At 73.5% G+C, this 17194-nt stretch carries 15 protein-coding genes; 10 read left to right on the forward strand and 5 right to left on the reverse strand.

Annotated features, from left to right (window positions below):
* Window positions 1-96: 96 nt before the first annotated feature.
* On the reverse strand, window positions 97-1638 hold the full coding sequence (locus IE177_RS13495) for a DUF4331 domain-containing protein (protein ID WP_190015550.1): 1542 nt from the start codon (window positions 1636-1638) through the stop codon (window positions 97-99).
* Between the two features lie 208 nt (window positions 1639-1846).
* On the opposite strand from IE177_RS13495, the gene IE177_RS13500 reads away from it, so the two are divergent.
* From IE177_RS13500 to IE177_RS13510, 3 genes are all read left to right on the forward strand, one after another.
* Complete coding sequence (locus IE177_RS13500) at window positions 1847-2389, forward strand: sigma-70 family RNA polymerase sigma factor (protein ID WP_190015551.1); 543 nt, start codon at window positions 1847-1849, stop codon at window positions 2387-2389.
* On the forward strand, window positions 2386-3201 hold the full coding sequence (locus IE177_RS13505) for an anti-sigma factor (RefSeq protein ID WP_190015552.1): 816 nt from the start codon (window positions 2386-2388) through the stop codon (window positions 3199-3201). The genes IE177_RS13500 and IE177_RS13505 overlap by 4 nt, the downstream gene beginning before the upstream one ends.
* A gap of 126 nt (window positions 3202-3327) precedes the next feature.
* Window positions 3328-3597, forward strand: a complete 270-nt coding sequence (locus IE177_RS13510) for a hypothetical protein (RefSeq protein ID WP_190015553.1) — start codon at window positions 3328-3330, stop codon at window positions 3595-3597.
* Between the two features lie 98 nt (window positions 3598-3695).
* On the opposite strand, the gene IE177_RS13515 is transcribed toward IE177_RS13510, so the two are convergent.
* The 4 genes from IE177_RS13515 to hmgA form a co-directional block, all read right to left on the reverse strand.
* Entirely contained in the window at window positions 3696-4892 is a 1197-nt protein-coding gene (locus IE177_RS13515; protein ID WP_190015554.1) for a CaiB/BaiF CoA transferase family protein, read from the reverse strand.
* 339 nt (window positions 4893-5231) lie between these two features.
* Window positions 5232-6383, reverse strand: coding sequence for a type ISP restriction/modification enzyme (locus IE177_RS13520; protein WP_190015555.1), 1152 nt, complete (start codon window positions 6381-6383; stop codon window positions 5232-5234).
* A 25-nt stretch (window positions 6384-6408) separates the two neighbouring features.
* Window positions 6409-7158, reverse strand: coding sequence for a GntR family transcriptional regulator (locus tag IE177_RS13525; RefSeq protein WP_190015556.1), 750 nt, complete (start codon window positions 7156-7158; stop codon window positions 6409-6411).
* 45 nt (window positions 7159-7203) lie between these two features.
* Window positions 7204-8514, reverse strand: coding sequence for a homogentisate 1,2-dioxygenase (gene hmgA / locus IE177_RS13530; RefSeq protein ID WP_190015557.1), 1311 nt, complete (start codon window positions 8512-8514; stop codon window positions 7204-7206).
* 152 nt (window positions 8515-8666) lie between these two features.
* Between hmgA and IE177_RS13535 the strand changes: the two genes are divergently transcribed.
* The 7 genes from IE177_RS13535 (at window position 8667) to IE177_RS13565 (ending at window position 17189) form a co-directional block, all read left to right on the forward strand.
* Window positions 8667-9194 (forward strand): hypothetical protein, encoded by a 528-nt coding sequence (locus IE177_RS13535; protein WP_190015558.1) that lies wholly within the window; start codon window positions 8667-8669, stop codon window positions 9192-9194.
* A gap of 134 nt (window positions 9195-9328) precedes the next feature.
* Window positions 9329-9961: a TetR/AcrR family transcriptional regulator gene (locus tag IE177_RS13540; RefSeq protein WP_190015559.1), complete on the forward strand. Its 633-nt coding sequence runs from the start codon at window positions 9329-9331 to the stop codon at window positions 9959-9961.
* A 146-nt stretch (window positions 9962-10107) separates the two neighbouring features.
* Window positions 10108-12339 (forward strand): molybdopterin oxidoreductase family protein, encoded by a 2232-nt coding sequence (locus IE177_RS13545; protein ID WP_190015560.1) that lies wholly within the window; start codon window positions 10108-10110, stop codon window positions 12337-12339.
* 194 nt (window positions 12340-12533) lie between these two features.
* The gene (locus tag IE177_RS13550; protein WP_190015561.1) at window positions 12534-13271 is read left to right on the forward strand and encodes a hypothetical protein; all 738 of its coding nucleotides are present in this window, start codon (window positions 12534-12536) and stop codon (window positions 13269-13271) included.
* On the forward strand, window positions 13258-13956 hold the full coding sequence (locus IE177_RS13555) for a class F sortase (protein WP_190015562.1): 699 nt from the start codon (window positions 13258-13260) through the stop codon (window positions 13954-13956). The genes IE177_RS13550 and IE177_RS13555 overlap by 14 nt, the downstream gene beginning before the upstream one ends.
* A gap of 299 nt (window positions 13957-14255) precedes the next feature.
* A complete protein-coding gene (locus IE177_RS13560) occupies window positions 14256-15644 on the forward strand; it encodes an ABC transporter ATP-binding protein (RefSeq protein ID WP_190015563.1) in 1389 nt (462 codons plus the stop codon).
* Between the two features lie 156 nt (window positions 15645-15800).
* A complete protein-coding gene (locus IE177_RS13565; protein WP_190015564.1) occupies window positions 15801-17189 on the forward strand; it encodes an aldehyde dehydrogenase family protein in 1389 nt (462 codons plus the stop codon).
* The last annotated feature ends 5 nt before the right edge of the window (window positions 17190-17194 follow it).

A 17194-nucleotide genomic window follows, 5' to 3' on the forward strand; every position in this document is an offset into this window, starting at 1 on the left:
ACTCCTCGGTCGCCTGGTGGTGTCGGAAGAAAAAGGGCGCGGCCCGCCGTGGGGGAGGGGAATACGGGCCGCGCCGGTCCCGGTGGGACGCGGGTGTCAGTACGGGCGCTGCATGCGCCGGCGCCACCACGCGAAGGCCGTACCGATCAGCAGGATCCCGGCCGCACCGGCGGCGGCCGAGCCGGCGATCAGCACGGTGTCGCCGGAGCCGCCCGAGGACGAGCCGGCCGGCTGCAGGGCGTCGCCGAGCTGGCTGCGCACGTCCGTGCCCGCGGTCGTGCCCTTGGCGAGCCGGCCGCGCGAACCGGCCGTGGGCTCGGCGACGTAGGGGAAGTACTTCTCGAACTTCTTGTCGTTCTTGTCGACCGCGTCACCCAGGTCGTTCTTGGAGCCGACCAGTTCGCCCTCGACGACCTGCAGCGCCTCGTCGATCACGTCGTCGGTGAGCCGACGGCCGTTCGGGAAGCCCGCGTTGTCGCCGTCCAGCACGCCCAGCCGCTTGGGGTGCATGGCCGGCTTGATCGAGGTGTTCAGCCGCAGTTCCTCCGAAGGCTTGCCGTTCGGCGGCTGGTTGAGGCCCTTGACGCCCTTGAGGAAGACGTCGACGAGGTCGTTGCGCGGCTCGGCGGGCGCCTTGATCTTGTAGATGGACTCGATGAGCTTCGGCAGCTCCGGGTTGGTGACGTTCTTCAGGAACTGTGCGTCGTACGCCGGCTGGGACGCGTTGAACCTGTCCTTGTCCTTCTGCGGGTTGACGACCTCGTTGACCAGCGGGTTGCCCAGGCGCGAGACCTGCGCGTAGTAGCCCTGCGCGTTGCGGCGCTGGGTCGTGGACCAGATGCCCACCACGGGCTGCTGGGCGGACTCACGGATCAGCTCGTTGGGCACCTGCAGGGCGATGGAGTTGACGTTGTAGCCCTTGAGGGTGTCCCGGCCGACCTCGCTCAGGTTGCCGCCGTACAGCAGGTCGAAGACGCGCAGGTCCAGGAAGAACGGGTCGTCCGCCTGCCCGGCGAAGGTCGTCGCGCCGCCCGCCGTCTTGTACACGGCCTGCCGGCGCAGCTTGCCGTAGTCCGGCATGGACGCCTTGCCGACGTTCGACGGCGCCACCGGCACGTCGTCCGCGAGCTTCGTCCGCGACGACTCGTGCCCGTTCTTCAGGCGGATGAGGTCGAGGTCGTACGTCTGGGTGACGTTGAGGTCTGGGTCGGCCAGATTGGTGACCGGTCCCGTGTTGTACAGGAAGGTGTTCCCGTTCTTCGTGTGGGTCTTGAAGGTGTACCGGAACACCAGCTCGCCCTGGGCGTCACCGTTGCTGTCGACGTGCAGGTCGTACTGCGCGTCGTCCGCGAAGGTGAAGAAGTTCGGCCCGCCCGCCGGTTCCTCGAACGGGATCCAGTTCGCCACGATCGTCGTCGTGTCGGGCTTGTCCGGGCTGACGAACGCGTACAGGTCCGTGTTGTCGTACTGCGGGGTGCCGGAGATCAGCGGGGCCTCCCGGTGGGAGGAGGCGGAGGCCGCCCCGGGTTCCAGCGCGGTGACGCCGGCGGCTGCGAGCCCTCCGGCCGCCAGCGCCCCACAGATGAGCGTTACCAGGCTCGAGCGCCTCGCACCGCTCCTGGAGAAAAGAGGTGTCATGCCGTCCGTCCTCAGTGCCGACTTGCCTTTGACGGACGGGTATACGGAGCGGACCCGCCGATCGGTTTGGTCGGACGGCAAAAACTTTTTCCCGGTCCGGGACCCGCGTTTCCGGCCCGCCGATCCGTATCACCTCGGGGAGGTGTGTGCGGTGCGGATGCGCGGTGCGCGAGGAAGGGCCGGTTGCGGCCGGGGAGAAGGGGCTCGGATGGCGGCCGACGAGCTGCTCGTGCTCGTGGCGGGCGGCGACCAGAGGGCCTTCGAGGACCTGTACTCCCTGGTGTCCGGGCCCGTGTACGGGCTCGTGCGGCGCGTGGTGCGCGACCCCGCCCAGTCCGAGGAGGTCGCCCAGGAGGTGCTGCTCGAACTCTGGCGCTCCGCCGCCCGGTTCGACCCCCGGCGGGGCAGCGCGCTGTCCTGGATCCTCACCCTCGCCCACCGCCGCGCCGTCGACCGGGTGCGCAGCGCACGCGCGGCCGGTGAACGCGAGCAGCGGGAGGCGCTGCGCGCCGGGGAGCCCGCCTTCGACCAGGTCGCCGAGGAGGTGGAGGCGGGCCTGGAACGCGAGTGGGTGCGCCGCTGCCTGAAACGCCTCACCGCCCTGCAACGCCAGTCCGTGACCCTCGCCTACTACGACGGCTACACCTATCGTGAGGTGGCCGAGCGGCTCTCCCTGCCGCTCGGCACGGTCAAGACACGGATGCGCGACGGCCTCACCCGGCTGCGCGAGTGCCTGGGAGGCGCGGCATGAGCATCCTGGGCAGACTGCTGCACCGAGAGGACCTGCACTCCCTCGCCGCGCCCTACGCGCTCGACGCACTCGAACCCGGCGAGCGGCGCCGCTTCGACAAGCACCTGCAGGACTGCGACCGGTGCACCGCCGAGGTGCGCGACCTGTCCGAGGACGCGGTGCGCCTCGCCTGGTCCGCGGCGGCCCCCGCGCCCTCGGCCCTGCGCGACCGGGTACTGGCCGCCGTCCGCAGCACCCCGCAGGAGCGGGTGCCGGCCCGGGAGCGCACGCCGCAGCTTCCCCCGCACGTGTGGGGCGCCCAGCCGCCGCCGGGCCGCGCCCGCACACCCCGCGCACGCCGCCCCCTGTTCGCCCCGCTCGCCACGGCCACCGCCACGGCGGCCCTAGTCGTCGCCTCCCTCGTCGCCGTCCAGGCGAACCGCACGCAGGACCGGCTCGACGCCGAACATGCCCGGGCACGTGAGATCGCCCACGTTCTCGCCGCGTCCGACGCCCGCGCCTCGACCAGTGAGGACGCGCGCGGCCGGAGTATCGGAGTGATCGCTTCCGCGTCGAACGGGGAGGCCGTCGTCACCCTGAGCGGGTACGGCACCCCGTCCGGCGGGCGCGTGCACCAGCTCTGGCTCATGCGCCCGCACGCGCAACCGCGCTCCCTCGGGCTCCTCGCGGGCGACACGCCCCTGATCGCGAAGGGGCTCGGCAAGTCCTCGTCGTCACTCGCCGTGACCATCGAGCCTGACGGAGGGTCAGCTCAGCCGACCAGTCAGCCCATTGTCCAACTCACCCTGAAATCGGTCGGATTCGGAGAGTAGTCAAAGAAGGATGGTCAACCCCCTTGTGGGGAAGGTGAATCCTGTGGGCGAGATACACGCATGCCGCATTGGGACGATAGGGTTAGCCTGCCCGGGCCGGGTGGACTCGTACGGGTGGGGAGTGACATGGAGCAGATAACAGTGCGCAGCAGGGCCAGGGTCCCTGCGATCACCTGCGGGAGCAGTGCGACCAGTTCGCGCCTCGACCGCCATCTTTCGGTGCTCGGGGGTCCCGCCATACCGCAGCGGGAGACGCTCGAGGCCACCACGCTGATGCGTGAACTGACCGCGCGCGACTCCGGGCACCGGCGCAGCGACCGGGGTGTGCGGGTCAGCCGCGTCTCCCTCTTCGCTCCTCTGCGCAGGCTGCGCCGCTCGCTGTTCGGCGGTCACTGAGCAGCCGCCGAGCCGCCGCTCGGCACCTCGCGCATCCTCGCTGAGCCTCGTCCCCGAGCCGGCCGGCACCCCCGGAGTTCCGTCCGGGGTGCCCGCGCTCAGGCCGCCACACCATCCCGGCGCAGCGCTGCTATCTCGTCGTCCGTCATCCCCACGGCACGCAGCAGCGCATCGGTGTGCTGTCCCAGCGCGGGCACGTCGCCCATCCGCGCCTCGTCCCCGCCCGGCAGTGTGATGGGAGGCAGCAGCGCCGTCAGCGGCCCGGCGGGCGATCCCACCGAACGCCACCGCTCCCGGGCCGCCAGCTGTGGATGCTCCGCCAGCTCGTGCAGGTCCCGCAGCCGCGCGCAGGCGATGCCGGCCTTCTCCAGCCGGGCCAGCGCCTCGTCGGTGTCCAGCGCGCCCAGCGCCCGCGCGACCAGCTCGTCGGTCCGCTCCCGGTGCGCCACTCGCGCCGCGTTCGTCGCGTACACCGGGTCCGTCCCCAGTTCGGGGCGGCCCATGACCTGCCCGGCCAGCCGCCGCCACTCCCGGTCGTTCTGCACCGACAGCAGCACCCGTCCGCCGTCCGCCGTCGCGTAGGCGTCGTACGGCGCGATGACGGCGTGTGCCAGCCCGGTGCGCGCCGGGGGCTCACCTCCGTGCACCGTGTGGTGCAGGGGATGCCCCATCCACTCGGCGAGCGCCTCCAGCATGGACACCTCCACCGGGCCGCCCCGTCCGGTGGTCCCGCGCCGCACCAGGGCGGCGAGCACACCCGAGAAGGCGTACATGGCGGCCGCGATGTCCGCCGCCGGGATGCCCGCCTTCACCGGCTGCCCGGGCGTGCCCGTCACCGACACCAGCCCCGCCTCGCACTGCACCAGCATGTCGTACGCCCGCTTGTCCGCGTACGGCCCGGAGCCGCCGTAGCCGGAGATGTCCACCGCGATCAGCCGGGGGTGCGCCGCGCACAGCGTGGCGGCGTCGAGGCCGAGCCGGGCCGCGGCCCCGTGCGCGAGGTTCTGCACGAACACGTCCGCGTCCGCGATCAGCCGCCGCACGACGTCCAGGCCGCGGGGGTCCTTCAGGTCCAGGGCGAGGGACTCCTTGCCCCGGTTGCACCACACGAAGTGCGAGGCGAGACCGCGGGCCGCGGTGTCGTAACCGCGCGCGAAGTCGCCGCCGTCGACCCGTTCCACCTTGACGACCCTGGCCCCCAGGTCGGCGAGCTGCCGGGTCGCGAAGGGCGCGGACACGGCCTGTTCGACGGCGACGACGGTGATGCCCTCCAGGGGCAGCGGGAGACGATCCATGGGGTGGATGATCTCCCCCGGCCGGCGGCTTTGTCAGCACCCGCGTCCCGCGCCCCCTTCCCCGGCCGCCCGGACGGGGTGCGTCCGCAGCGCCGGCCCGCGGCGGGCACCCAGGCGCTGGCGGCGGCTTCCGGGCCGGCGGCGGGAGTCCGGACCGCACACCTAGGGGCTTTCGTCGAACTCCCGCATGCCCCGCGACGCCATGCACGCACTCTCGCCGTACCGGGCCCAGGCCCGAGTACATGCCGTACGAGGGCCAGGACCCGGCACGCCGAGAGCACGCACCTGACGCCGCGAGGGCCGCCCTCCGGGTGGACGCCGGGAGTCTGACGACAGGGCCTAGAGCAGGGCGAACTGGCCCTCCGGGCCCTCCTCCTGGTGGTCCAGGACCGACGCGGGACGGCGGGAGGCGTCCGGGGCCGGGAGGACGCCCGCGCGGCGCAGGGCGGTCGCCGTGACCGGTGACGTCACCTCCAGGGCGGCCCGCCGGGGGCGCAGTTCCGCCAGCAGGGCGAGCACGGTGATCAGCTCCAGCAGCTCCGACGTCCACGCCTGCGGCCACGCGGAGGGGCGGATCGCGGCCAGGGTGCCGGGCTCGGCCGGGTCCGTGCGGGCCGCGAACCAGGCCTCCAGCACCCGGACTCCGGCCACCTCCTGGTCCCAGGCCTCCGGTGGCACGGGGGAGACGCGGCCCTCGCCGAGGTGCAGTGTCTCCTCGTCACGGTCGTAGCGCAGGCCGCCGGGCCACGCGGGCAGGGGCGCGCGGACGTAGGGACGGCGGCCGCCGGGCAGCCTGGGGCGTTCGCCGTCGCGGCGCAGCAGCCACAACATGCGGCGGCCCAGCTCCACGCCGGCCGACCAGACCCCTCGATCCTCCGTGAGCGGGACGGTGAGCCCGGGGCGGACCACCGCCAGGATCCAGGCCAGCACGTCCTCGGCCGAGGGGCGTTCCCCCAGGCGGGAGGCCAGATGGTCCAGCAGGCCGGGCGCCAGGTTCGGCTCCGTGCCGTCGGGGCGGCGGTACAGCGGGCGGATGCGGCCGGGGCGCACCAGCGGGAGGAGGGCGGTCGCGAGGAGAGGGCCCTCGTCACCCGTCTCCACCACGAACACCTGCCGCTCGCCCGCCACCCGCCACAGCTCCGGCCGGGCCGCGTCGAGCAGCCGGTGGTCCGGGATCAGCCACTGCTCGTCGAAGGGCGCCGCCAGGACCCGCACCGGCTCGGCGCAGGGCCCCTCGGCCCTCGCCAGCCGTACGGTGCCGGCGGTCTGGCCGGGCAGCTGTGCCACCGCGGAGTGCGGTGTACGGGAGCGGGTCGGCTCGAAGAGGGTCTCCCGGTCCGTGCCCACGGCCTTCAGCAGGGCGTTCCAGCGGGCCTTCAGACAGGCCGGATCGGGTGCCGTCGGCCAGGCGCGGCCCGTCCGCAGCGGTGCGACGGACCACGGCATGAGGTCCGCCAGCGGCGGAGCGTCGTCGTGCGTCACGCAGGGCATCGTACGGCCTGGCCGCCGCCCGGCATCAGGTCGCGTCCAGCGTGACGGTGAACGAGAAGCGGTCGCCCCGGTAGTGGATGACCACCACGTCCAGCACCCGCCCCACGGAGTCGTAGGTCACACCCGTGTAGTGCAGGATCGGGCTGAGCAGCGGCACCTGGAGCAGCCGCGCGGTCTCCGGATCGGCGAGCCGGGCCTCGACCGTGTCCGTGATGCGGCTGATGTCCGCCTTCACGACATCGCGCAGCACCTTGGTCATCGGCCAGCGGACCAGGTCCTCCGGATCGATGCGCGCCGCCAGTTCGGGGCGGACGTGGTTGCGGGCGTGGTTGGTCGGCTCGCCGGTCTTCTCGTCGCTGCGCAGCCGGTGGTACGTCGCCACCTCCGCGAGGTCCGGGAAGTAGCCCGCGAGTTCGCCGGCCACCGGCTCGCGGCCGTGCGCCAGCAGCTCGGTCGCCATGCCGGACTGCTGGGCCACGATCGCGTCGACCGAGCCCAGCAGCCGCACCGGGGCGCCACGCCGCACATCGGGCTCGATGAACGTGCCGCGCCGCCGGTGTCTGCTGATCAGCCCCTCGTCCTCCAGCTCCTTCAGCGCCTGCCGCATGGTCAGCACGCTCACGCCGTAGTGTTCCGCCAGCCGCTCCTCGGTGGGCAGGCGCAGTGGGTCCTCGGGCGAGCGGCCGAGTATCGAGGCGCGCAGCGACTGCGACACCTGGTACCACAGCGGCAGCTTGCGGTTCAGGACGATCGAATCCGGAGCGAAGGAGGTCACACGGCTATCCGTACCTGTTGGGGAACGTCCGGCGCAATGAACGCGTCACGCGCGGAAGTGGCGTTCCAGGCCCTGCCACACGTCGTCGTAGCGCTGCTGGAGGTGGTCCGCACCGGCCGCGTGCGGGGTGAGGGTCACCGGCCAGCGGGTCTCGAACATGAACGCCAGGCCGTCGTCGATCCGCTGCGGCCGCAGTTCGGCCGCGCTCGCCCGGTCGAACGTCTCCCGGTCCGGGCCGTGCGCCGACATCATGTTGTGCAGCGAGCCGCCGCCGGGCACGAAGCCCTCCGCCTTGGCGTCGTACGCGCCCTCGATCAGGCCCATGTACTCGCTCATCACGTTCCGGTGGAAGTACGGCGGCCGGAAGGTGTCCTCGCCCACCAGCCAGCGCGGCGCGAAGACCACGAAGTCGACCCCGGCCAGCCCCGGGGTGTCCGACGGGGAGGTCAGGACCGTGAAGATCGACGGGTCGGGGTGGTCGTACGAGATGGTGCCGATCACATTGAAACGGCGCAGATCGTAGACGTACGGCACATAGTTGCCGTGCCAGGCGACCACGTCGAGGGGGGAGTGGTCGTAGGTGGCCGACCAGAGGTTGCCGCAGAACTTGTTGACCACCTCCACCGGGCCCTCGACGTCCTCGTACGCGGCGACCGGCGCCCGGAAGTCCCGGGAGTTGGCGAGCCCGTTGGCGCCGATGGGTCCGAGGTCCGGCAGCCGGAAGGCCGCCCCGTAGTTCTCGCACACATAACCCCGGGCGGACTCGTCGAGCAGTTCCACACGGAAGCGCACCCCACGCGGAATCAGTGCCACGTGCGCGGGCTCCACGTGGAGGCGGCCGAACTCGGTGTGCAGCAGCAGACCACCGCGCTCCGGCACGATCAGCAGCTCCCCGTCGGCGTCCGAGAAGACACGCTCCATCGAGGCGTTGGCGTGGTACAGGTGCACGGCCATGCCGGCGCGCTGGGCCGCGTCGCCGTTGCCGCCGAGCGTCCACAGCCCCGACAGGAAGTCCGTCCCGGGGGCCGGTTCGGGCAGCGGGTTCCAGCGCAGCCTGTTCGGGTCGGGCACGGCCTCGGTGAACGGTGCCGTACGGATCGAGCCGTTGCCGGTGCGGGTGAACGCCGGGTGTGCCGCCGAAGGACGGACGCGGTAGAGCCAGGAGCGGCGGTTGTGCGCCCGCGGCTCCGTGAACGCCGTGCCGCTCAGCTGCTCCGCGTACAGGCCGAGCGGCGCGCGCTGCGGCGAGTTGCGGCCCTCGGGCAGGGCGCCGGGCACCGCCTCCGAGGAGTGTTCGTTGCCGAATCCGGTCAGATACGACAGTCCCTCGGCGGTCTTCCGCGCGTCCGCGCTCATTCTCGCTCCCTCACGGTCCTGATTCCTATGCATCACCGTAGGAATGAGTGCGGGCCCGCGCAAGAGGGCTTCGCATACTCCGCACGGGGGATGCGGAGAACCAGACTTCAGGCGGATCCGGGCGCGGGGAGCGTTGACCTAGTCTCCGGAGCATGTCGTGGACGTCGTGGAGGAGCAGATCTCTCGCCGTGCTGGCGGCCTGCGTCCTGCTGCCGTGCGGGGTGGCGGGCTGCGGGAGCGGTGAGTCGCGGGGCCGGGGGGACGCGGTCTCGTCGTCACCGGTCGGCACGGTCCTGGCCGACACGGACGAGACCGGCCGCCATCTGCGCGAGGTTCCCGGCGGGAACGCCCCCGAGGTCGGCGTCCAGGTGACCCCGGGCCCCGGCGGCTGGGACGTCCGGCTGGCCTTCCGTCACTTCCGCTGCTCCGCGCCCGGCGCGCGGCCCACGGCGGTCACCGGGCGCGGACTCGCCCACCTCTTCGTGGACGGCCACCGGGTCGCCCGGCTGCGCGGGCACGAGTACCACCTGCCCGGCCGCCTCGTCCGGCGCGGCACCCACCACGTCACCGCGCGGCTGTACGCCGACGACGGCACCGTATGGGCCGTGCGCGGCGAACCCGTCCAGAGCACCGCCGACATCACGGTCTCAGCCGCGGAATCGGGGACGGCGCAGCCCTGAGGCCGTGTCCGCGAAGTCGCGTCCGCGCCGCGACGCCCGGCACGGCCCAGGCCTGTCCGCCGGGGGATGAGCGCCCGGGCCACCCTCTTCCGTAATGAGGGGTGAGGTTCACCGGACCCCGGCGGAGAGGCATCATGAAGCCCGTGCCCCACGCGACATCGCTCCGCCGTGCGCCCGTCCAGCGGCGCAGTGCCGAACGGCTGACCCGGATCCTCGACGCGTGCGCCGAACTCCTCGACGAGGTCGGCTACGACGCGCTGAGCACCCGCGCCGTCGCCCAGCGCGCCGGCGTGCCCATCGGCTCGGTCTACCGGTTCTTCGGCAACAAACGGCAGATGGCCGACGCCCTCGCCCAGCGCAACCTGGAGCGGTACACCGAACGCGTCGTCGAGCGGCTGAGCCGGACGCGCGCCGAGGGCGCCGGCGAGGGGGACTGGCGGACCGCGATGGACGTCGTCCTGGACGAGTACCTGGCCATGAAGCGCACCGCGCCCGGCTTCTCCCTGATCGACTTCGGCAACCAGATCCCGGTCGGCGGCCGGCAGGCCGAGCCCAACACCCGGATCGCCGACCGGCTCACCGACCTGCTCTCCGGCCACCTCGGCCGCAGGCCGGACGACACCCTGCGCCTGGTCTTCCTGGTCGCCGTGGAGAGCGCGGACACCCTGGTGCAACTGGCCTTCCGCATGGACCCGCAGGGGGACGAGGCGATCATCGCCGAGACGCGGGAGCTGCTGCGGGCGTACCTCGGACGCGTGCTCGACTGATCCCGGGGCGATCCGGCCCGCCCGTTCGCGCCGGAAGCCGTCTTCCGTCCTCCCGGAGACTCCCCTCCATGCGTACCGGTCGGTATGCTCCCTCGCATCCGTCCGCGCCCGGGCGCCACCACAGCCGACCCCCCTCGGGAGGACCCGTGTCCCGCACCGCCCTGCGAATCTGCCCCCTGTGCGAGGCCACCTGCGGGCTGACCCTCACCGTCGAGGGCGCCCGCGTCACCGGTGCGCGCGGCGACCGCGACGACGTCTTCAGCAAGGGTTTCGTCTGCCCCAAGGGAGCCTCCTTCGGCGCCGTGGACGGCGACCCCGACCGGCTGCGCAGCCCGCTCGTCCGCGAGAACGGCACCCTGCGGGAGGCCACCTGGCAGGAGGCCTTCGACGCGGTCGCCGCGGGCCTGCGCCCGGTTCTGGAACGGGACGGCCCGAACGCCGTCGGCGTGGTCCTCGGCAACCCGAACGTGCACACCGTGGCCGGCGCCCTCTACCCGCCGCTCCTGCTCGGCGCCCTCGGCACGCGCAGCCTGTTCACGGCGTCCACGGTCGACCAGATGCCCAAGCACGTCTCCAGCGGCCTGCTGTTCGGTGACGCGGGCGCCATACCGGTACCGGACCTCGACCGCACCGACCACCTGCTCCTCATCGGCGCCAACCCGCTGGAGTCCAACGGCAGTCTGTGCACCGCCCCCGACTTCCCCGGCAGGCTCAAGGCGCTCAGGGCCCGTGGCGGCCGGCTCACCGTGGTGGACCCGCGCCGCACCCGCACCGCCAGGCTCGCCGACCGGCACCTGGCGATCCGCCCCGGCACCGACGCCCTGCTGCTCGCCGCGATGGCCACCGTGCTGTTCGAGGAGGGCCTGGCCGATCTGAAGGACCTCGCCCCGCACGTCCAGGGCGTCGCGGAACTGAGGCAGGCACTGGCGGACTTCACCCCGGAAGCCGTCGCCGCGGCCTGCGACCTCGACGCCGGTGTCATCCGCACCCTGGCACGCGAACTCGCCGCCGCGCCCACCGCCGCCGTCTACGCCCGCATCGGCAGCTGCACCGTCCCGCACGGCACCCTGGCGAGCTGGCTGGTGGACGTCCTCAACATCCTCACCGGCAACCTCGACCGGCCCGGCGGCGCCCTCTTCCCGCAGGCCGCCACCGACAGGACGCCCCGCCCGGCGGGCCCCGGGCGCGGCTTCGCCCTCGGCCGCTGGCACTCGCGGGTACGTCACCTCCCCGAGGCCAAGGGGGAGTTGCCGCTGTCGGCGCTCGCCGAGGAGATCGACACCGCGACCGCGGACGGCGCGCCCGTACGGGCGCTGATCGCCGTCGCCGCCAACCCGGTGCTCTCCGCGCCCGACGGCGACCGCCTCGACAAGGCCCTCGGCTCCCTGGACTTCATGGTCAGCGTCGACCCGTACCTCAACGAGACCTCGCGCCACGCCCACGTCGTCCTGCCCCCGCCCCCGCCCTCCCAGAGCCCCCACCACGACTTCGCGTTCAACGCGCTCGCCGTGCGCAACCAGGTGCGCTACACCCGCCCCGCCGTCCCCCTCGAACCCGGCCGCATGGCCGAGAGCGAGATCCTGGCCCGGCTGATCCTCGCGGTCAGCGGCATGCACGGCACCGACCCGGCCGCCGTGGACGCCATGGTCGTCGACCAGACCCTCGGCAGGGCCGTGCGGGAGGAGCACTCGCCGGTGTACGGCCGGGACCCGCGCGAACTCGCCGCACAGCTCACCGGTGACAACGGCCCCGAGCGCCGGCTCGACATGATGCTGCGCCTCGGCCCCTACGGCGACGGCTTCGGCGCCCGGCCCGGCGGGCTGAGCCTGGCCGAACTGCTCGCCCACCCGCACGGCATCGACCTCGGCCCGCTGCGCCCCCGCCTGCCGCAGCCGCTGCGGACCGTGAGCGGCAGGATCGAGCTGCTTCCCGGGCCCATCGCCGGCGACCTGCCCCGGCTCCGCGCGGCCCTGGCCGAGCGCCCCGACGGACTCGTCCTCGTCGGCCGCCGCCATCTGCGCTCCAACAACAGCTGGATGCACAACGTGCCCGCCCTCACCGGCGGCAGCAACCGCTGCACCCTGCACATCCACCCCGAGGACGCCGCCCGCCTCGGCGTCCGGGACGGGGCGGACGTACGGGTCAAGGGCGCCGGGGGAGAGGTGGTGGCCCCCGCCGAGGTCACCGACGGCGTCCGGCCCGGTGTGGTCAGCCTGCCGCACGGCTGGGGCCACGACCGCCCCGGCACCCGGCTCGGCCACGCCTCCGCCGCCCCTGGGGTCAACGTCAACCAGCTCCTCGACGGCAGCCTGCTGGACCCGCTGTCGGGCAACGCGGTCCTCAACGGCGTACCCGTCCAGGTGAGCGCGAGCCGGTGACCGGGAGCGTCGGCCGGCCGCGCCGTTCTTGCGGGCCCCGGGCGCGGCCGGGGCCGCCGCGCCCGGGACTGCGCCGGACGGGCGATTTCTGACGACGCGCCGGGCGACGTTGCCGCGGGCCGCGCGCCCCATGAAGGAGAGTCCAGGCGAAAGAGCGATTTGTATGAAAATCGTCTGAACTCGGAGGATTGCGCATGCCCACCCTCACACTCCCACGTGCCGTCGGCTCCCGCGCGGGCGCCACAGTCGTCCTCACCGCCCTCGCCGCGGCGGGCGCGTCGTGGGTGGCGGCGCCGAACGCGGCGGCCCAAGGGGAGAACGGCGACATCCGGATCCACAACGCGCGTGGCAACTACGCGATGCCGCAGTTCACCGGCTCGGCGAAGGACGACCCGGTCGTGTGCAGGTTCTTCCTCGAAGCCGTCAACTTCGACGACCTGAGCACCATCGCGTACACCATCACGCCGCAGCCCCCGCTGCCCACCGCCGCCACCGTGACCGGTGTCATCCAGCTGGCCGGCGGCGCCGGGCACACCGACACGCTCGGGCTTGCGGATGGCCAGTACAAGATCAGCTGGACCGTGGGGACGCCCCCGGCCGTGAAGGAGAAGGTCTTCCGCGTCAACTGCCACGACGGCCGGGCGGAGGGCGCGCCCGGCGGCCAGATCGAGGACCACCAGCAGGGCCGCCAGCAGGACGACAGGCAGGACGGCCGGCAGGACGGCCGGCAGGACAACCAGCAGAACGGCTCCTGGGGACAGAGCGACCACGACGGTCCGCCCAAGGGCGGGGTGCACGCGGGCGGCGGCGGCCTCATCGACACGGCGGCCGCGTACTCCCCGGTGGCCGCCGCCGCGGCCGTGGGCCTGGTCGCCGTCAGCGGCGCCGTGTACATCCGGCTGATCCGCCGGCGGCCTCATGGCGCCGCGTAGGCGCCGACGCAGGCCCTGGCACCGGACCCGCGCCTACCGCCTCGCCAGGACGGCCCTGCTCGTGGTCGTCCTGGTGACGGTCGGGACGCGGTGCGACGCGGACGGCACACCGGCCGCGCCCGGCCGGCCCGGCGACCCGGACGCCGTGGTGGCGGCCGGCTCCGGTTCCCACCGGGCCGACGGACGGGGCGCGACCCGGTCGGACCCGACGCCACCTCCCCGCCCGCTGCCCCGATCCCGGCCGACGTCCCTGCGCATCCCCTCGCTGGGCGTCGACGCCCCGGTGACGGCCATCCGGCTCGACGGCAGCCGGCGACTGGAGACGCCGCCCGTCGACCGGCCCCAGCTGGTCGGCTGGTACGAGGGCGGTCCCACCCCGGGCGAGTCCGGCACCGCGATCGCCGTCGGGCACCGCGACACCACCAAGGGGGCCGCCGTGTTCGCCGGGCTCGCCCAGATCCGGCCCGGCAGGCCCATCGAGGCCCGGCGCGCGGACGGCCGTACCGCCGTGTACACCGTGGACCGGGTGCAGGTCTTCGACAAGACCGGCTTCCCCGACGAGGAGGTCTACGGCGCGGCCCGCCGCCCGGAGCTGAGGGTGATCACCTGCGGCGGCCTGTTCAGCCGGCGGACGGGCTACACCAGCAACGTGGTCGTCTTCGCCCACCTGACCGCGACGAAGTGACCGTGCGCCGGCCGGACGGAGGCCCGCGGTCGCGCTCGCCGGGTGCGCACCTCTGGGCCCGCACCACCGTCTCGCGCCCCTCGGTGGGCCGGCCGGGCGGGCCCGCCGCACGCCCCCCAGGTCGAACGTCATCCTCCGTTTCCGCCGCTGCCTGCGCCGGATCGTCCCGTCCCGCGTCATGTCTTCCCCGGCCGGGCACCATCCGTTAACTTCCGTGACCCACAGGCTCCGTGCGGCTCGCACGGGACCTTCGGACCACGGAGCGACGGCGCTCCGCACAGCCCCCGGGGACAGCAGCCATGACACGCGCCATCTCCCTGCACGACGTGAGCAAGTCCTACGCGCGCGGCCCGCGCGTGGTGGACCGGTTCTCGCTGGACATCACGCCCGGTGAGTTCCTGGTCCTGCTGGGCCCCTCCGGATGCGGCAAGTCCACCGTCCTGCGGATGATCGCCGGCCTGGAGGACATCGACGAGGGCGAACTGCTCCTCGACGGCGAGCACGCCAACCACTGGCAGCCCTCCGAGCGGGACATCGCCATGGTCTTCCAGAACTTCGCCCTCTACCCGAGCATGACCAGCCGCGACAACATCGGCTTCCCGCTGAGGATCGAGTCGCCCGGCGCCGACCCCGGCCCGCGGGTCACCGCGACCGCCCGCATGCTCGGCATCGAGGACCTGCTGGACCGCTTCCCGGGCCAGCTGTCCGGCGGCGAGCGGCAGCGGGTGGCGATGGGCCGGGCCATCGCCCGCCACCCCTCCGTCTTCCTGATGGACGAGCCGCTGTCCAACCTGGACGCCAAGCTCCGCAACCGCCTCCGCGCCGAGATAGCCCAGCTCACCCGCGAGCTGGGGGTCACCACGGTGTACGTCACCCACGACCAGGCCGAGGCGATGTCCCTCGGCGACCGGGTGGCCGTGCTGCGCGGCGGGGTGCTCCAGCAGGTCGGCACCCCGCGCGAGGTGTACGCGCTGCCCCGCAACGTCTTCGTCGCCGCCTTCATCGGCACCCCGCGCATCAACCTGCTGCGCGGCCTGGTCCGTGCCCCGCTGGACGGCGCCATGACCGTCAGCCTCGGCAAGCAGTTCCTGCGGCTGCCCGAGCCCCTCTCCCTCGACCACCAGCTGCTCCGCGTGCAGCAGGGGCGCGAGGTCATCGTCGGACTGCGCTCGGAGGCGGTGCGCATCTCCCCCACGTTCGGCTTCGCTCACGCGGGGGGACCCCCACCGCACAGCGCCGCCCGGCCCGGCGAGGTGCCGCTGACCGGACTCGTGGAGCACGTCGAGTTCCAGGGGCACGAGGTCCTCGTCCACTTCGACACCGGCTCGCGCCCCGCCGTCGTACCCGAACTGGAGGCGCCGCGCCCCGCCGCCCGGCCCCCGCGCCGGCGCCGCAGGGAGGGGGTGACCGTGCTGGAGCGGATCCGGGAGCGGGCCGGGTCGCTGCGCGCGGGCCCGGTCGTCGTCCTGGACCGACCGGCGGCGCCGGACGAGGAGGCGGCGCGGGAGCCCGCGCCGCCGGAGGGGCGGCTGCCGGGCGACCTGGTCGTGCGCACCACCCCGGACATCCGGCTGCGGCACGGCATGCAGGTCCCCCTGCTCGTCGACCTCGCCCACCTGTTCGTCTTCGACCAGCACGGCGACCGCGTCTGCCCGTCCCCCGACCGGCTGCCCGACCTGGGCGGATGAGCGCCCGCGCGGGCGGCGATGATGTCCGGGGACGCCCGGTCTCCGGCGCCCGCCCGACGCCCTGGCGGGCCGGTGGCCGACGGCCTCCCTGGCGCACGAAAACTAACACCGCTAGTTTGTGTGCCGGACGACGCAGCCCCGCCGGGAGGAAGCAGCATGAAGGCACATGACGGCCTGTACATCGACGGCGCCTGGCGCCCCGCCGGGAGCACGGACGAGATCGAGGTCGTGAACCCGGCCGACGAGCAGGTCATCGCCCGGGTCCCGGCGGGCGGCGCACTGGACGTCGACTCCGCGGTTCGCGCCGCGCGCGCCGCGCTCCCCGCCTGGGCGGCCACCACCCCGGCCGAGCGCGCCGCGCGCCTCACCGCCCTGCGGGACGCCCTCGCCGCCCGCAAGGACGAGATCGCCGAGACGGTCACCGCCGAGCTGGGCTCCCCGCTCGCCTTCTCCCAGGCCGTGCACGCCGCCGTGCCGATCGCCGTCGCCGGCTCCTACGCCGAACTGGCCGCCACCCACCGCTTCGAGGAGAAGGTCGGCAACTCCACCGTCCTGCACGAGCCGATCGGTGTGGTCGGCGCGATCACCCCCTGGAACTACCCCCTCCACCAGATCGTCGCCAAGGTCGCCCCGGCCCTCGCCGCCGGCTGCACGGTCGTCCTCAAGCCGGCCGAGAACACCCCGCTCACCGCCCAGCTGTTCGCCGAGGCGGTGCACGAGGCGGGGGTGCCGGCGGGCGTGTTCAACCTGGTCACCGGCCTCGGCCCGGTCGCCGGCCAGGCGCTCGCCGAGCACCCGGGCGTGGACCTGGTCTCCTTCACCGGTTCCACGGCCGTCGGCAGGCAGATCGGCGCGGTGGCCGGTGCGGCCGTCAAGAAGGTGGCGCTGGAGCTGGGCGGCAAGTCCGCCAACGTCATCCTGCCGGGCGCCGACCTGGCCAGGGCCGTGGGCGTCGGCGTCGCCAACGTGATGTCCAACTCCGGGCAGACGTGCAGCGCCTGGACGCGCATGCTGGTCCACCGCGACCAGTACGACGAGGCCGTCGAGCTGGCCGCGGCCGCGGCGGAGAAGTACGGCGACCGGATCGGCCCGGTCGTCAGCGCGAAGCAGCAGGCCCGGGTGCGCGGCTACATCGAGAAGGGCGTCGCCGAGGGCGCCCGTCTCGTCGCGGGCGGCCCCGAACGTCCCCGCGACAAGGGCTGGTTCGTCAGCCCGACGGTCTTCGCGGACGTCACCCCGGAGATGACGATCGCCCAGGAGGAGATCTTCGGCCCCGTCCTCTCCCTCCTGCGCTACGAGGACGAGGAGGACGCCCTGCGCATCGCCAACGGCACGGTGTACGGCCTCGCGGGCGCCGTCTGGGCCGGCGACGAGGCCGAGGCGGTGGCCTTCGCCCGCCGCATGGACACCGGCCAGGTCGACATCAACGGCGGCCGGTTCAATCCCCTGGCGCCCTTCGGCGGCTACAAGCAGTCCGGCGTCGGCCGGGAACTCGGCGCGCACGGACTCGCCGAGTACCTTCAGACCAAGTCCCTCCAGTTCTGAGGAAG

It is taken from the genome of Streptomyces lucensis JCM 4490 (assembly GCF_014650035.1).
Lineage (GTDB): Bacteria > Actinomycetota > Actinomycetes > Streptomycetales > Streptomycetaceae > Streptomyces > Streptomyces lucensis.

Excerpts from the sequence above, each read along its gene's own strand:
- IE177_RS13495 (WP_190015550.1), bottom strand. The coding sequence starts at position 1,638 with ATGACACCTCTTTTCTCCAGGAGCGGTGCGAGGCGCTCGAGCCTGGTA.
- IE177_RS13500 (WP_190015551.1), top strand. The coding sequence starts at position 1,847 with ATGGCGGCCGACGAGCTGCTCGTGCTCGTGGCGGGCGGCGACCAGAGG.
- IE177_RS13505 (WP_190015552.1), top strand. The coding sequence starts at position 2,386 with ATGAGCATCCTGGGCAGACTGCTGCACCGAGAGGACCTGCACTCCCTC.
- IE177_RS13510 (WP_190015553.1), top strand. The coding sequence starts at position 3,328 with ATGGAGCAGATAACAGTGCGCAGCAGGGCCAGGGTCCCTGCGATCACC.
- IE177_RS13515 (WP_190015554.1), bottom strand. The coding sequence starts at position 4,892 with ATGGATCGTCTCCCGCTGCCCCTGGAGGGCATCACCGTCGTCGCCGTC.
- IE177_RS13520 (WP_190015555.1), bottom strand. The coding sequence starts at position 6,383 with ATGCCCTGCGTGACGCACGACGACGCTCCGCCGCTGGCGGACCTCATG.
- hmgA (WP_190015557.1), bottom strand. The coding sequence starts at position 8,514 with ATGAGCGCGGACGCGCGGAAGACCGCCGAGGGACTGTCGTATCTGACC.
- IE177_RS13535 (WP_190015558.1), top strand. The coding sequence starts at position 8,667 with ATGTCGTGGACGTCGTGGAGGAGCAGATCTCTCGCCGTGCTGGCGGCC.
- IE177_RS13540 (WP_190015559.1), top strand. The coding sequence starts at position 9,329 with ATGAAGCCCGTGCCCCACGCGACATCGCTCCGCCGTGCGCCCGTCCAG.
- IE177_RS13550 (WP_190015561.1), top strand. The coding sequence starts at position 12,534 with ATGCCCACCCTCACACTCCCACGTGCCGTCGGCTCCCGCGCGGGCGCC.
- IE177_RS13555 (WP_190015562.1), top strand. The coding sequence starts at position 13,258 with ATGGCGCCGCGTAGGCGCCGACGCAGGCCCTGGCACCGGACCCGCGCC.
- IE177_RS13560 (WP_190015563.1), top strand. The coding sequence starts at position 14,256 with ATGACACGCGCCATCTCCCTGCACGACGTGAGCAAGTCCTACGCGCGC.
- IE177_RS13565 (WP_190015564.1), top strand. The coding sequence starts at position 15,801 with ATGAAGGCACATGACGGCCTGTACATCGACGGCGCCTGGCGCCCCGCC.